The organism is Nostoc sp. C052 (assembly GCF_013393905.1).
GTDB lineage: Bacteria > Cyanobacteriota > Cyanobacteriia > Cyanobacteriales > Nostocaceae > Nostoc.
In genome coordinates this window covers 2,766,656-2,782,473 of record NZ_CP040272.1, presented here as the reverse complement: position 1 = coordinate 2,782,473, position 15,818 = coordinate 2,766,656, and the positions used below count along the sequence as shown (strand labels likewise).

Annotated in this window: 10 protein-coding genes and 2 pseudogenes; 3 read left to right on the top strand and 9 right to left on the bottom strand. The window is 41.6% G+C overall.

What is annotated here, in order from left to right:
• Window positions 1-43: 43 nt before the first annotated feature.
• The 5 genes from FD723_RS11030 to FD723_RS11010 form a co-directional block, all read right to left on the bottom strand.
• The gene (locus FD723_RS11030; RefSeq protein ID WP_179065377.1) at window positions 44-1,447 is read right to left on the bottom strand and encodes a hypothetical protein; all 1,404 of its coding nucleotides are present in this window, start codon (window positions 1,445-1,447) and stop codon (window positions 44-46) included.
• Window positions 1,440-1,838 carry a hypothetical protein gene (locus tag FD723_RS11025; RefSeq protein ID WP_179065376.1) on the bottom strand — a complete coding sequence of 133 codons (399 nt, stop codon included), beginning with the start codon at window positions 1,836-1,838 and terminating at the stop codon, window positions 1,440-1,442. The genes FD723_RS11030 and FD723_RS11025 overlap by 8 nt, the downstream gene beginning before the upstream one ends.
• Before the next feature lie 60 nt (window positions 1,839-1,898).
• Window positions 1,899-5,417: a tetratricopeptide repeat protein gene (locus tag FD723_RS11020; protein WP_179065375.1), complete on the bottom strand. Its 3,519-nt coding sequence runs from the start codon at window positions 5,415-5,417 to the stop codon at window positions 1,899-1,901.
• 492 nt (window positions 5,418-5,909) lie between these two features.
• Window positions 5,910-8,108 (bottom strand): CHASE2 domain-containing protein, encoded by a 2,199-nt coding sequence (locus FD723_RS11015; RefSeq protein ID WP_179065374.1) that lies wholly within the window; start codon window positions 8,106-8,108, stop codon window positions 5,910-5,912.
• 189 nt (window positions 8,109-8,297) lie between these two features.
• Window positions 8,298-8,582 (bottom strand): hypothetical protein, encoded by a 285-nt coding sequence (locus FD723_RS11010; RefSeq protein WP_179065373.1) that lies wholly within the window; start codon window positions 8,580-8,582, stop codon window positions 8,298-8,300.
• 234 nt (window positions 8,583-8,816) lie between these two features.
• Here FD723_RS11010 and FD723_RS42670 point away from each other — a divergent pair, with 234 nt between their 5' ends.
• Together FD723_RS42670 and FD723_RS11005 are read left to right on the top strand one after the other, a co-directional pair.
• A complete protein-coding gene (locus tag FD723_RS42670; RefSeq protein WP_256875139.1) occupies window positions 8,817-8,951 on the top strand; it encodes a hypothetical protein in 135 nt (44 codons plus the stop codon).
• A gap of 351 nt (window positions 8,952-9,302) precedes the next feature.
• A complete protein-coding gene (locus tag FD723_RS11005; RefSeq protein ID WP_179065372.1) occupies window positions 9,303-9,602 on the top strand; it encodes a hypothetical protein in 300 nt (99 codons plus the stop codon).
• 39 nt (window positions 9,603-9,641) lie between these two features.
• On the opposite strand, the gene FD723_RS11000 is transcribed toward FD723_RS11005, so the two are convergent.
• On the bottom strand, window positions 9,642-11,285 hold the full coding sequence (locus tag FD723_RS11000) for an acetolactate synthase large subunit (protein WP_179065371.1): 1,644 nt from the start codon (window positions 11,283-11,285) through the stop codon (window positions 9,642-9,644).
• A gap of 97 nt (window positions 11,286-11,382) precedes the next feature.
• Entirely contained in the window at window positions 11,383-12,750 is a 1,368-nt protein-coding gene (locus FD723_RS10995; protein WP_179069111.1) for an NAD-dependent succinate-semialdehyde dehydrogenase, read from the bottom strand.
• Window positions 12,751-12,977: 227 nt separating this feature from the next.
• Between FD723_RS10995 and FD723_RS10990 the strand changes: the two are divergent.
• Window positions 12,978-13,623, top strand: a pseudogene (locus FD723_RS10990) (Uma2 family endonuclease).
• Between the two features lie 90 nt (window positions 13,624-13,713).
• Here the strand turns inward: FD723_RS10990 and FD723_RS10985 are convergent.
• A complete protein-coding gene (locus FD723_RS10985) occupies window positions 13,714-15,366 on the bottom strand; it encodes an adenylate/guanylate cyclase domain-containing protein (protein ID WP_179065370.1) in 1,653 nt (550 codons plus the stop codon).
• A gap of 262 nt (window positions 15,367-15,628) precedes the next feature.
• Window positions 15,629-15,768, bottom strand: a pseudogene (locus FD723_RS44110) (IS982 family transposase); the annotation flags it as partial.
• Window positions 15,769-15,818: the final 50 nt, after the last annotated feature.

Here is a 15,818-nt window from a genome sequence, read left to right as displayed (position 1 = left end):
ATGCGCCTCCTGAATTCAGGGGGCGATTTTTTTTGATGATAACTTAGCGGCGAAAGCGGAGGCCAATAAAGATTATTACAGCAAAAAATACACCTATGCCTACACTCCACCCAAAAACTTCAGCCCGAAAGCGGAGATGTTGTTGATAATCATTAGGCTGGGCGAGAATGACGGCGGAGGCTATTTGGCTGGTGGCGAGTCCAACACCTGCGATCGCTATAGTTGTATTGAGAGTGCGATCGCTTTTAGTTTGCTCTAGGTCAATAATACCTTGAATGGTGTTATTGAGATTTTGCAGCAAGATTAATCCAGGGCTGAGAATCGCATAATCTACTTCTACTTGTCGCTGATATTTTTTGCCATAAAATTCACTTTCGCTAAACTCTTGGAGAAATTTTAAGTCGCTACTTGTGTATTTTTTCTGGATATCTGCTAAATGAGATTTATAATTTTCTAAGTTTAATTGAATAGTCTGGCTTTGATTTTCTAGATAGTTTAAGGCAATCGTGTAGTCTGATAAATTGATTAAATTTTTTGTCAGACTTTCTTGGAGTTTGCTTAATTTTAGGCTATTGGTTTGTAGTAGCTTTGGTAACTCGCTTGTCTGCTGAATCGATGGTTGAATTTCGATATATTCTTTTTTGAGAATCTGTTTTTGATAGCGACTTTGATAATATGACCAAACTACTTTATGACGGTATTGCCATAAACGTAATAAATCATAATATACATCTTGTACTTGTTTCCTCATCTCATCTGGTGAGATATGTTCGGGAAACAACCAAATTAAGATGTGATAACTTGATTTTCTAAATTCATCCCAAAAGTCTTTACCATCTACACCCAAATTTTGTGGACAATACCACAATTCAAAAATCGTTCCTGCTTGTAACTTGCCCTTACCAATAAAATCTCGTTGCCATTTGTAATCGCTGACAATTTTGGTGTAACATTCTTTAGCTATCTCTTCAATTTCTGCTTCTGTTTTAGTGTTAGTTAGCTTTCCCCAAAGTAACCAAGTTTGTCCAATTGTGCCTGTTTGCTGAGATAAGCGATTAGTAATTTCTTCTTTGAGTTTTCTAAAAGGTGCGCCGTCAATATCTTGGGGAGCATAATTAGGTTTTCTGTCAGCATCTAATTCACCAGAATAGTCAACTTGTAGCGCGTAAGTATCACCAATTTGCAGTGGATAGTAATAGCCATCTAGAGGTGGTGGAAAGTCTCTAGTTTGGGCTTTTCCGAGCAACTCAATTACATCTCCACTATTATTTTTATGCTTCAGGAATTCTTGGTGCTTTTCCTGGAAGCTTGTTTTGTCTAAATCGCCATATATTTTTCGACAAAAATCTTGGCAGTTCTCGTTGATTTTTGTCTCATCTTCTCCTAAACCATCTTTTAAATCGTAGAGGAATAAATCAATACTGGGATAAATAATCTTCTCAGTCATTTACTGTTCTACCATGAATAAAGTCCCGAACCTTTTGCAGAAGATTTGGTTTTACAGCTATCTTTGCAGCAGCTACCGAATTATTGTTACTAAAAGCATTAAATGCTGCATTCGTCAATTCCGCAGTTGGTTCAGTTGGTAAAGGCAGAGGTGGTAAACCTTTAGTACGTTCGCCAGTTTTTTCAATTCTCGCAAGTTCTGTTTGATAAACTTTATTTAAGGGTGGATAACTTTCGGCGATCGCATCTAAATTTCCGATATTATCAGGATTGTCTTTTAGGCCTTTGCTGATATCATTTAGGTGAGTTTGGATATTTTCTGGCAGAGGTTCATCTAATTGTATGAGGGCAGTGAGGAAGGCTGTCAGAGTAATTATGTTGTTAGGTTTCATAGAGATTTTTTAGAGTCATTTATTAATGTCTCACGCCAAGGCGCAAACAAATAAGAAATTTTATCTACCAGTAATTATAAAAGCTGCCCAATAGTAGGGATGGTGAAAACGTTGCTGTTTCTTATCTGATAACTCCATTTGACTAATTTGATAGAGTTTTCTTCTGACAAAAGGACGGAGAGTTATTTCATTTGATGGTAACTTAGCCAAGATTACTCGATAAATTCTTTCAAGTTGACTAAATGTTAAATTACGTAACCATTTTGTTGCTTTATTGAGGGCAACTTCTGGCGATTTACCTTTCTTTATTTGCCGATAAAAGTAAATCATCAAAAAACTACTGGCATCGTCAGTCACAGTCCATAATGTACTAACAACATCAGTAACACCCTGATAGAGAAAGGCACTGACTAAACCAACATATTCAGCAGTGATAGTTTGGTTGCTAGTGATAGCAGTTTCACAAGATGAAAGGCTAACTAGTTGATATCCTCTGAGGTTTTCAATATTAAAAATCTCCTCTAAAGTCAGAAACTCTTTACCGCTAAGAGCCAAAGCAGATTGTTGAGGATTATGGAAATTATAGGTGCTATGTCCTGTAAAGTGAAAAATACTGTAACGATCTTTTAGGGCTGCTTTAACTGTGGTATTCGTCGCGGCTTCTCCAGAAATTCTCTTTGGCGTAGGGTTTTGGAATAACTGGGTAATAGCAGCAGATTCGATTTCTGCATGAGGCAAAATAGAAAAACCTTCACTGTCGGGATGTTCTACACTCAATAGGGGCAATTCACCAATTGCTCGGAGATTTGTTTGCTTTAAGCTTTGTAAGGTAATACCTATTTGGGCGCTAGGTAAATAGGTGATGGTGAAGTTATCTGCAAATATTGCATGGAGTGGTAAGCGGTGCAAATCACGATGAGGAATAAGAATTAAGTTTGTGATGCCGTTTAATTCTTCTTGAATAGCAGAAATATTGAGGATATTTTTCAACTCCTCAAGTTTATCTGGCATCAACCGTCGCCAATGTTGGTTTTTGGGGCTTTGTTCGTCTTTTGCTTTGTCTCGATAATCAGCGTATTGTTGATTCCACTTTTCCACCCAGTCTTCAAAATATTGTAAGCGTTGCGCCTGAGCTAGAAACTCGATTTCTCTTGGGACAATTGGTGATGAGGCGTTGTGTTTTAGGATGAAAGTGTGTAGGGCGTAAGAACTGAGATGCCAATAAACAATAGCAGTTGAGGGATTCAGCAGTTGTTGCATTTCTGAATAACTCAGAGATGAACTCTCATCACTCCATCGATCCAAAAGCCAACGCAAGCAAGTATTTTTGCCCTCTTCTGCTAGTTCAATCGCTTGCTGCAAATCTCCAGACTGCACAGCTAAGTCAACAGTTAAATGTTGAATCCAGGCAAATTTTAGAGCTAGTTGTTTTTTACTTTGATCAGAGCGATTTGATTCATTTAATAAGCGCCGCAATAAATCAGTACCCTGTCGCTGGAGTTCTGTGGCTTCGGCTGTTTCGTCCAAATCCAACTGGACACGAATTAAATCTTGCAAAACCTCTAGATGTAACTCAGGAAAATCTATTGCTGTGAGAGTTTGCAGTGCCGTTTTGTAACTGTTGATGGCTTTGCGCCAATAATAGCGAGCGTTAGAATTTCCTCGCCCTTGGAAGTAATGAGCCTTACCTATTGCTTGATGCAATTCCCCCCAACCTTCTGGGTGGGTGTCTTGCTGGCAATGCTTCAACCCTTCTTCGTAGCTTGCCAATTTACCCTCATAGCCACGCTTGTTTAAATCGGGATTGTTAGATTTTAAAGCGAGGTTGGGTGCTGCTGCATTAGGTAAAGTAGATGTGAAAAATAAATCTGTCCTCTCTCTAGTTCCGTTACCTGCTGCAATTCCTCGGCTAATCCAAGCTAAGGGGAAGTCGGGTTTGAATTTGAGGGCATTGTCGAAGGATGCGATCGCTTCTTCAAATCGCCCTAATTTATTCAGCGTAACACCCCGGTTGCACCAAGCTTCATACAAATCAGGTTTGATTTCTATGGCTTTGTCAAAAGATGCGATCGCTTCTTCAAATCGCCCTAATTTATTCAGCGTAACACCCCGGTTGCACCAAGCTTCATACAAATCAGGTTTGATTTCTATGGCTTTGTCAAAAGATGCGATTGCTTCTTCAAATCGCCCTAAATTATCCAGCGCATTACCCCGGTTGTTCCAAGCTGAGTCGTCGTCGGGTTTGATTTCTATGGCTCTGTCATAAGATGCAATTGCTTCTTCAAATCGCCCTAAATTACTCAGCACTGTACCACGGTTGTACCAAGCTGAGTCGTCGTCGGGTTTGATTTCTATGGCTCTGTCATAAGATGCAATTGCTTCTTCAAATCGCCCTAAATTACTCAGCACTGTACCACGGTTGTACCAAGCTTTGTTGTAATCTGGTTTGATTTCTATACCTCTGTCATAAGATGCAATTGCTTCTTCAAATCGCCCTAAATTACTCAGCATTGTACCACGGTTGTACCAAGCTGAGTCGTCGTCGGGTTTGATTTTTATGGCTCTGTCATAAGATGCAATTGCTTCTTCAAATCGCCCTAAATTATCCAGCGCTGTACCCCGATTGTACCAAGCTGAGTCGTCGTCGGGTTTGATTTTTATGGCTCTGTCATAAGATGCGATCGCTTCTTCAAACCGCCCTAAATTACTCAGGATCACACCACGGTTGTACCAAGCTTCGTGGTCGTCGGGTTTGATTTTGATGGTATTGTCAAAGGATGCGATCGCTTCTTCAAACCGCCCTAAATTACTCAGGATCACACCACGGTTGTACCAAGCTTCGTGGTCGTCGGGTTTGATTTTGATGGTATTGTCAAAGGATGCGATCGCTTCTTCAAACCGCCCTAAATCACTCAGGATCACACCACGGTTGTACCAAGCTTCGTGGTAGTCAGGTTTAATTTTGAGGGCATTGTCGTAGGATGCAATTGCTTCTTCAAATCGCCCTAAATCATTTAGCACTCTACCACGCTTGTACCAAGCTTTGTGGTAGTCAGGTTTGATTTTGAGGGCATTATCAAAGAATGCGATCGCTTCTTCTAATTTACCTACTTCGTATTGCTCAACACCCTGGTTAAACCAGACTTCCGCTTCTTTCTCCCGTCTTTCCTCCGCGTCCTCTGCGCCTTGGTGGTTCGTTTCTCCTTCCCCCAACTGCCTCCCAATATCATCAGCAACAACACTAACTTCCCCAATACTTAACTCACCCAGCCGCACCATCCGCCTTGCTAATTCATCATTTGGTGTCGCTGAAGCTAACAATCTTTTGCCAAAGCCCCGCAACCACTCCACCAAATGAGCCTCATTGATGCGCTTTGCAGCTAAAAAACTTTTTGCCCCTCCTCTACTCAAGCCATCATTGACCTCTGTTAACAACTGGAGAAACAACGATTCATACTCCGCATCTGTTAGCTGTTTCGGTGGTTCTACTTTCTTTTGTTCCCTTAACGGAGGAGTCTGCTTGTTGCCAAATAAGCGCTGAAAAGACCTCTTGAGCCACCGCCAAAGCCGCTTGAGCATTTACCGCAACCATGTATTGCTTTTGTAGTGTATTTTAGCAATTTTACCGAAAGCAAAGTGGGGTGCAAAAGTATAGTTTTTTGAAGTGAGGGTTGGGAACTGGGAAAATAAGTTAAAAGTAGGGTGAGTTAATTTTTGTAAGCCGATGCAATTGTATTGTTAGGCGAAACAATCGCATTGTTGGTTAATGCAATTGTCTTGTTAGGCGAAACAATCGCATTGTCAGTCAAAACAATCGCATTGTCAGGCAAAACAATCGCATTGTTGGTTAATGCGATCACATTGTCAGGCAAAACAATCGCATTGTCAGGCGAAACAATCGTATTGTCAGCCTATAGTTTAGATAAACAAAAATATTTACAGTCATTGCGAGGAGAGCGAAGTAATCCCAGCCTTTGCGATTGCTTCGCTTCTCTACGAGACGCTCCGCGAACGCTCGCAATGACATTGTGTAATTAATTATAGTTCAGCCGCGATTTTTAATCGCCAGGGCTACATCCGTTTCAAATCTTGTAAAACTTCGGTGGCTGATTGATAGCGATCGCTAAAATGATAGCAAACCATCTTATCTAAAATTGCTGCTAATCCTTCGCTCACTTGCACCGTTTGCCGCCACATCACATTCCCCGTTTCTGGATCTGGGTGCAGTTCTTGCGGTGGTATGCCAGTTATGGCTTGAATAGCAATCATTCCTAAAGCATAAATGTCACTGCATAAGCGGGGATGACCGGCAAATTGTTCTGGAGGTGCATAACCCCGCGTCCCAATGGCTACTGTGGCTAATTCTGTTTGCTCACTACTCGATGGTTGCATCAATTTCACAGCACCAAAGTCAATCAATACCAGCCGATTATCTTCAGCACATCTAATAATATTAGTCGGTTTGATATCACGATGAATCACTCGATGCTGATGAACAAATTCTAGAACTTCTAAAACTTCTTTGAGCATCTCCATCACAAATGATTCGTTTTGCACATTCTGCACAGGTGGTAATTCTTCGCTTAGGGTATGTCCCTCAATATATTGTTGAATTAAATAGAATTCTTGGTTATCTTCAAAATAAGCAAGTAGTTCGGGAATTTGATGATGTTTACCCAAAGATTCTAAAATTTCAGCTTCACTATTAAACAACCTGCGAGCAACTTGCAAAAATCTTGTATCTTGACGGGCTGGCATTAATTTTTTAACTACACAAATCGGATTACCCGGTCGTTGAGTATCCTGTGCTAAATAAGTGCGGCCAAATCCACCAGCACCAAGAGTTTGAGAGATTTTGTAGCGTCCACTCAAAAGCAAATCACCCGACTTGGTTTCTCGCGAATCAACTGGGGGAGGAAAGTCAAGATAGGAGTCGGGAACTGCCGTTTTGTCTTCTAAAAGTACATTTAATTGGGCGATCGCTTCTTGTTGTTTTTCAACTTGCAGAATAATTACCTGAGTTTGTCGCTGATTTTGGTAGTTAGTATAAGCAATCACGCAGATACTACTAATTACGAAGGCAAGAGCAGAGGGGATTAACGGTATCCATCCAGCTTGCAAAAACAAAGCAACGCAGATTACTACTAAGCCAAATAGAGTTATCGTTCCCACCACAAGCAACAGCACCGGATTTTGCCACCGCCATGCTAAAAAACTACCTAAAAGCGACCAACTCCATACCCAAAGAAGTTCCGCCCAGTTTGGCCAATACCAAATTAGCGATCGCCCATCCAACACTGTACTGATGAGTTGACTTGCTATCTGTGCATGAATAAACAGAGCAGGCATTTTGGCTGGTTGGTCTGGTAAAGCGCTGTAGGGTGTATAAAAGCCACCTGGAGGCATATTAGCTGCTGTAGTGCCAATAATTACCAGACGGTCTTTAATTAAACTAGGATTTACTCGACCACTAAGAACATCGCTAAGGGTTACTTGGTCGGCGAGGCTGTTGGGGTGACGGTAATTTAATAATATTTGATAGCCATCTGCATCCAAATGTTGGTAGCCACTAGAATTAGCTTGTAAACGTGGGAAGAGAGTTTTACCTAACTGAAATTCTCCTTTATTAGTGAACTGATATTCAATACCTTGTTTTTCCAGATAATTAATTGCTATTAGCGCCCCAAATGCAAACGATGTTGTACATTTCTTGTCTGTAGAGTTAGCAAATAACAAAGTGCGGCGGATAATTTGGTCATTTTCATTATCAGCAACCACATCGCTAAAACCAACATTATCTATCGGGACATTCGGTGGTGGTGGAATTTCATCTCTACCCAAGCTGCTGAACAAGCAAGTGCTGATGATGTTATCTTGATTTGGGAAATTAGCCGCCAAATTATTGTCTTCTGGTTGGAAAATATATAAACCAACAATTCGCGGTTGATAAGACTCTACTTTCTTTAACAGATGATTGATTGTCCGACCTGATAGAGTCCATTTCTCTCGTTTTAGATCCTCATCAGTGATTTTGACTAGCAAAATCCGGCGATCGGGTGCTTCTGCTGGACGCGATCGCAACATCTGGTCATAAACTCTTAACTCCCAAGGCTGTAACCATTTGAGTTCCCGAACTCCCCAGATCAAGGCAGTAACTCCTACACTGGTAACAAAAATAATTCGCAACCAGCTTTTGCTCTTGGAAGTTTCACCAGAATCCTGAACTTTGACAAGGGGGACACGGAGTTTTTCTAATAGTCCACTAATCACGGCATTGGGGCGGTAGCCTGAATTGGGTAGATGTTGCAGGCGCAGAAGTTAATTTTCGGAATCTAGGTTAACAACTAGTTAACTAAGTTTCTATTAATGTAGCAATTTACTCGTTGGTTAGAGACTTTGGCGTATTCCTACTTTTAAAGCAAGCTTACGCACAGTGTCAACTATAAAATAAAACAAGCGCTAATCATCTGTTTGAGAGATTTGGGCCTCTTCAACAGAACTAGCAATTGGAAAAGAAATCGGATTAGTAGATGAAGTTAATGAATCTAATTGAGGTTGTTCTAGTGATGCTTCAATGCTTGAATCAGCAAAATATGAGCCTATGATTTTATCATAGTTAGAAGCAACAGCTAAAAAAGCGCCACCCAAAATATAGATAGGTAATGGCAGATTAAATTCTTGCAACCAGTCAAACAGTTCCGCCAAGGCAAACAGCACCAAAAAGCAGGCAAGCCAAACTCTCATATTCTCATCCCTTGGATTGAAACAACTATATTACTAGCTTAAATAGCTTGCATGATAATTGATGTAGTACATAATCAACAACTTACACCCTCTATAAACCTAGATAGGTGCAGTCACAGTTATAGCATCTGCTATATTGCAATATATCTAGGACTAGCCCTTTCAAGGTGTTGTGTGATGAACTAATTTGTAGTTTAGTAAAAAGAGGTGCAAATTTGTTGGGTGGAGAAAAAAATGTTGCTAGGGCAGGTGTTTGAGCGTTTTATAAAAGAGAGTCCAGTATCGGTGATGGTTCGTGGACTTTTAGAGAAAGCATTATGTCCTCAAATCCTTGATGAATTATTTGAACCTAGTGCCAAAATCCAGTAGACTCGTGAGCTATTATTCTCCACAGTAGTTAATTTGATGAGCCTTGTGGTCTGCGGAGTCCATCCATGAGTACACGCAGCACACCAAGCATCAATTGAAGAAATAGGTGTTTCAGTTACCTCGGTCTACAACAAAATCAACGGCATCGAAGCGAGTAGCAGTGGGGAGCTAGTAGTTCGCTTTCGTGACTTGGCGGGGTAAAGGGAAAGGGGGAAGGTGGGGTCCCCTCTGGGGATAAGGGGCGGGGGGAAAGGTTTCAAATCCCTTACCCCTTTCCCTTTCCCCTTTCCCCAGTACTCACAAGCGCATTTTTGGGTTGGCAGACTATTAGTCAGAGAGGTTGCTGGTCAAATGGAAGCTACGATTCGACACCTCAATGCTACAATGCCTGATTTGCTACCAGGTTATCGAGTAAAAATTATTGATGGGAATGCGATCGCTAGCAGCGAACACCGTCTGAAAGTGCTACGTGATATTAGTCAACTGTTAAAGGCACGCTGCGTCAAGATCTGCTTGAAGCAACCTAATCGTCATGGGGCTTACAGAGGGATGATGATTGCCATTCCCACTGATGAGTGGTGTGTTTTTCAAAACAACCAAAACACTAAAGGAGTAGAAATTAAGAAGGAGTTAGGAATTATTTATTCCTAACTCCTAACTCTTGTACGCGATTAATCGCGTCTCTAATTTTTACACCGCGCAACTCAACTCGCCGGCTTTTTGGCTAAAGCGGTGATTCTCACGATAATCTACGGGACAATCTATCACGGCGGGTACATCTTGAGCGAGGGCTTCTTTCAGAGTGGGAATCAAATCTAAAGCTGATTCAACTCGGTAGCCTTTTAAACCCATACTTTCGGCGAATTTGACAAAATCAGGATTGCTAAAATGCACAAAGGATGAGTTTCCTTTACCAAATTGATTTTCTTGCTTCCACTCAATTAACCCATAGCCACCATCATTGAAAATTATCGTGACAAAGGGCGTTCCGACACGCAAGGCTGTTTCTAATTCTTGAGAATTCATCATAAAGCCGCCATCACCTGTGACTGCAACGACTTTACGGTTAGGATGAACCAGTTTTGCTGCTAAAGCACCAGGAATGGCAATACCCATAGCCGCGAAGCCGTTGGAAATTATGCAAGTATTGGGACTATGGCAATGATAATGACGGGCCATCCACATTTTATGTGCGCCAACATCAGAGATGACGATATCATCTGGGCCCATCACTTTGCGTAAGTCATAAATTAACTTTTGCGGCTTAATGGGAAATCCGTCATCATTAGCATATTGTTCGTAATCAGCCCGAATCTCTGACCTTAAGCTAATAGCAAAAGGATCTGGTTTGCCTTGTCTGTCTGCTAATTTTAAAATTTCATACAGGGAATCTGAAATATCTCCCACGACTTCGGCGTTGGGAATATAACTACTATCAATCTCTGCTGGACTTACCCCAATATGCACAATTGGAATTTCACCATTGCGATTCCATTTCTTGGGGGAAAACTCAATCAAATCATAGCCGATCGCAATTACTAAATCTGTGTTATCAAAGGCACAGGTAATGAAGTCTCTTTGCTGTAATCCTACTGACCACAAAGCTAGTTGATGTGTGTAGGGAATCACGCCTTTACCCATGAAGGTATTGGCAACAGGTATATTCAGCAAGGTGGCAAATTGCGTTACGGCATCACTGGCATGGGCGCGAATTGCTCCATTTCCGACTAAGATTAATGGGTTCACAGCTTGGCAAATTGCGGCGGCGGCTGCCCGAATGCTAGCAAAAGATGCATAGGTTTTTTCGCTATTATCCTTACGCAAAGGTTTGCCTTCTACAGGCATGGCAGCAATATTTTCTGGCAAATCGATGTGAACTGCACCAGGTTTTTCCGATTGCGATCGCTTAAATGCTTTCCGTACTACTTCTGGTGTAATACTCGGTCGCACAATCTGCTTATTCCACTTGGTAACAGGTGCAAACATTGCCACCAAATCTAAATATTGATGGGATTCAATATGCATTCTATCTGTTCCCACTTGACCGGTAATCGCTACTAAGGGCGCACCATCGAGGTTAGCATCTGCTACCCCAGTCATCAAATTAGTTGCCCCAGGGCCAAGAGTAGAAAGACACACTCCAGCTTTTCCGGTTAAGCGTCCATAGACATCGGCCATGAATGCTGCACCCTGTTCATGACGAGTCGTAATAAATTTAATCGAAGAATGTTTTAACGCTTCCAAAACGTGCAGGTTTTCTTCGCCAGGGAGTCCAAAAATATATTGCACTCCTTCATTTTCTAGGCACTGCACCAATAATTCTGCTGTATTCATTTTATTTCCTAACTATTTATTCTAGTCATTTGTCCTTCGTCATTAGTCATTAGTCATGTTTTTGGCTAATGACCAATGACTAATGATTAATGACTAATCATTTAACCCACACAGTTTTCACGTTGACAAACTCATGTATACCTTGGATACTCAATTCTCTGCCATATCCAGAACGCTTGGTGCCACCAAAGGGCAATCGGGGATCGGATTTGACCATACTGTTGATAAACACAGCACCGGCTTCGATTTCCTCAACCAAGCGATCGCTCTCTTGATTGTTGGTTGTCCAAGCACTTGCACCTAAGCCAAAGGGGGTGTCATTAGCGAGTTTAATGGCGGCATCAATATCTGGAACCCGGAATAACAAGGCTACCGGGCCAAAGAATTCTTCTTTTGCGATTGGTGTATCAGGCGGGATATCTATGATAATCGTTGGCGGATAAAAGTTTCCAGGACGATCTGATAAAGGATGTCCACCGATGAGGACTTTACCACCGCTGCTGATGGCGTCTTGCACTTGTTTATCTAAATCCTGGAGGATACCAGGTGTTGCCAGTGGGCCTAAATCGGTATCGGGTTCCATAGGATCGCCTACTTTTAGCGCCTGAAATTTTTCTAAAAGCAATTTTTCAAATTTATCTGCGATCGCATCTGCGACAATAAAACGTTTCGCTGCAATACATGATTGCCCGTTATTTAACATCCGCGCTGTAGTTGCTGTGACAACTGCTGTCTCTAAGTCAGCACTTTCTAACACAATAAACGGGTCACTTCCTCCCAATTCCAAAACGGTTTTTTTAATTTGTTTGCCGGCGGCGACGGCGAGGGATATACCTGCTGGTTCACTTCCTGTCAAGGTAGCAGCTTTTACGCGGTCATCAGCAATTAAATCGGCGACTTTGGCAGCACCTATTAATAAAGTTTGAAAAGCACCTTCAGGAAAACCTGCTCGTCGGATAATATCTTCAATTGCCAAGGCGCACTGCGGCACGTTAGAAGCGTGTTTGAGTAAGCCGACATTCCCCGCCATGAGAGCCGGTGCGGCAAAACGGAACACTTGCCAAAAGGGGAAATTCCACGGCATCACCGCGAGAATCGCACCCATTGGTTCATAACGTACAAAACTCTGACTGGCATCAGTTTTTATACTGACATCAGCAAGAAAACTAGGCGCGTGTTCGGCATAGTAGCGACAGACAACGGCGCATTTTTCGACTTCCGCGATCGCAGCTTTAAATGGCTTACCCATTTCTAGAGTCATTAATTTAGCAAATTCTGCTTTGTCTTGCTCTAAAATATCGGCAGCTTTTTCTAACCATTGCGATCGCGTCAAAAAACTAGTCTGACGATACTGTTCAAAAGTCTGATTAGCTAAATCGAGTTTAGCGGCAATTTCTGTATCATTGAGCGCCTCAAAGGTTTTGAGCGTCTCCCCAGTGGCGGGATTGATGGTGGCGATCGCCATTACCTGACCTCCCGTTAAAAAATAGCTTGAAGTAGGCTTCCTAATGTTATACATATAAATTGAGGAAGCTACCATCCAAATTCTAGTCTTTTAGCCAAAAATTAGCTGCTGAATATTACATTTTCGCAACTTTAATTGAATTAAAGTATACCAATCAATAAGTATTAATGTTGATGAATTAAATGTAAGTGAAGTTGCTATAATTTGCACAATTGAGGAATCAAGCTATGACTCAAGTCTTAGGCAAAGTAGTTACATTCGATGAGTTCGTTGCTAAATATCCAGATAACAAAGGACAACGTTACGAACTATATGATGGAGTAATAATTGAAATCTTCGCACCGACAGGCGACCATGAAGAGGTGATTGGATTTTTAGCTACAAAAATCACTTTAGAATATAGTCGCTTAAATCTTCATTAATTTTATCCCCAAAACAGTATTCGTCAAACCAGTTGAGAACAAATCTGCTTATTCCCCAGATGTCCTGATACTAAATCAGCCTAATTTAGTTAATGAACCTCTGTGGAAAAAAACATCAACTGTTACTCAAGCAGCATCAATTCCTTTAGTAATTGAGGTGGTAAGTACAAACTGGCGTGATGATTATCTGAAAAAATACGCTGACTATGTTCGCGTAGCGTCTCGAAGAGAAGAAATGGGAATTCCTGAGTACTGGATTACTGATTATAGTGCATTGGGCGGTAGGGAATTTATTGGCAAACCCAAACAACTGACTATTTTAGTTTGCTGTTTAGAAGAAGGTGAGTATCGCGTTAGTAAATTTCGAGGAAATGACCGTATCCAGTCGCCAACTTTTCCAGAGTTAGATTTGACAGCAGAGCAAATTTTTAGTGCTGGCACAGTCAGGTAATTCGTAATTGCTAGCATTCCCTATTCATCTTTATAGGAGTATGTCACTAGATGGGTTACAAAATCTAGACCTCAAAGCCCATAGCAATCCCTAAAGATTAATGATTGGAGCAATGATAGTTGGCACTTGCTGCAAATTTGTCTGATAAACCTTAACTAGTCGCTCAATCCCTTTGAAACGATAATCTCCCATTTCTTGGAAGTCTGAGGGTTCTGAAAGCATTTTATGGGTGGCTTCACTAATCACGCATTCACTAGGGGGACAAACTGCTTCCATCCGAGCGGCAAGATTAATCGTCGCGCCTAATGCCGTATAGTCTACCCTTTGGGAACTACCGACATCTCCCACAACAGCCTTACCGCTATTGATAGCAATCCGTAATTGCAGGGGTTCGTGCCAAAAACCATTGGCGTTTAAATGTTCGAGACGAGTGAGCATTCCTTTGGCAGCAGTAACAGCGCGATCGGCGTGATCTAGTTGCGGTTCTGGAGCGCCAAAAAATGCCATAATACAATCGCCAATGTATTTATCTAAAGTGCCGCCGCAAGTAAACACTTCTTTTAGCATTTCTTCAAATAAATTATTTAATAGTTTCGCGATCGCAGTTGGTGTTAACCTTTCAGAAATTGCCGTAAAACCAACTAAATCCGCGAACAAAATACTGATTTCGCTCTCGGCAGGAGCTAAACGACCACCCGGTAATCCACCTACAGAGATTAACTGCTGTACAACTGCGGGAGAATGATAACGTTCTAGTCGGTGACGAATCATCTCTTCAGTTTTGAGTTTCTCTACTAATAGCCAACGCTGCACACTAGAAGCCACAAGGTTTGCTAAAGCTGAGAAAAAGCTCAATTCTTCTTCGCCTTCATTAGCCCAATGGTAAGAAGAAAAGTTGGCATCGGCATATAGTACGCCTACAACTTTATTTTCATCCCATAAAGGCACAGCCATCGCGCTGCGAATGCCTTTGACTAAAATACTCTGTTCACTCGCAAACCGTTCATCCTGATGAGTATCACCAGTTTGAATGACGACTTTTTCTTCAAATACCTTTTGACAGATACTACGACTAATCCAACTACCATCAGCGGGGAGATTTTTCTGTTGAGAAATATTTCTAGTAGCAGCATTTACTAATTCCAACTGGCCGCAACCGTTGACATCAATTAATAATGCCAAGCGATCGATACTATCAAGGTAACGAAAAACTACTTGCTGTACTTGAGAAAAAATCTCTTCTATAGAGGCTGCTGCACAGAGATTTTTCGCTATATCTACTAAATCTTTGAGACGGGCAATGGTTTTGTCTTTATTATTGATGTTGCCATCTTTGCTATCTGCTGCGATCCATTGCTGTTGTAGTTGTTCGACATTGTGAAGAATTGTTCTTTGCTCATTAATGTCCGAAATTCCGGGATACCCAGGTGTCGGTTGAGAAACTGGGCTGGTGAGCAGTACTACCAGGCTAACATTGCCCAGCCAAATGATATCGCCGTGATGTAACTCTTGGGGATAGTTAACAAGATATTTATTGACTTGCGTTCCATTTTTGCTGCCCATATCCTCAACAGTCCACACACCGTCAGCTGTTTTCACCAGGCGAGCATGGTTGCGGGATACTCCAGCAAAAGGTAAGTACAAGTTACATTCCGGCAAACGACCAATTGTAAATACATCTTGGTCAACTGCGATCGTTGTCTCGTTATCTCCCTCTTGTAGGCGTAGTGTGAGTTCAGTCATGGGTGTGATAGATCCATCGAAGCTAGGGGTCAAGCAACTTTAAGGTTAAGTTATACCCTACAGGTTAACCTTAGAGTTGCTTTATGACACTGTTAAATGCATTCCGACAACTGCATGTGACAGATGTTACATTAAATAATGCTCTTGTGATAGAGCGATCGCATCTGTGACATCACTTGAAAAAGTAGCACATCAAATAACATCTTTAACCACATTTTTCGCGATCACCGCTAGGAGAGTCTAAGTTAACGCGATGTGCAACTTATTCTGTCACAAGACTATCAAACTGTAATGGTTCCAAACCAAACAGACGATTTAGCCAGACACAAACAGTATGAGCCAACACTTGCGATTCAAACGACTTGTCAAATGCCACATATCTCTAGCCCACACTTTTTCAATAGCCCAAATGAATCGGTGTGGCTGAACTAGCTGAATCAACCATTCAACAA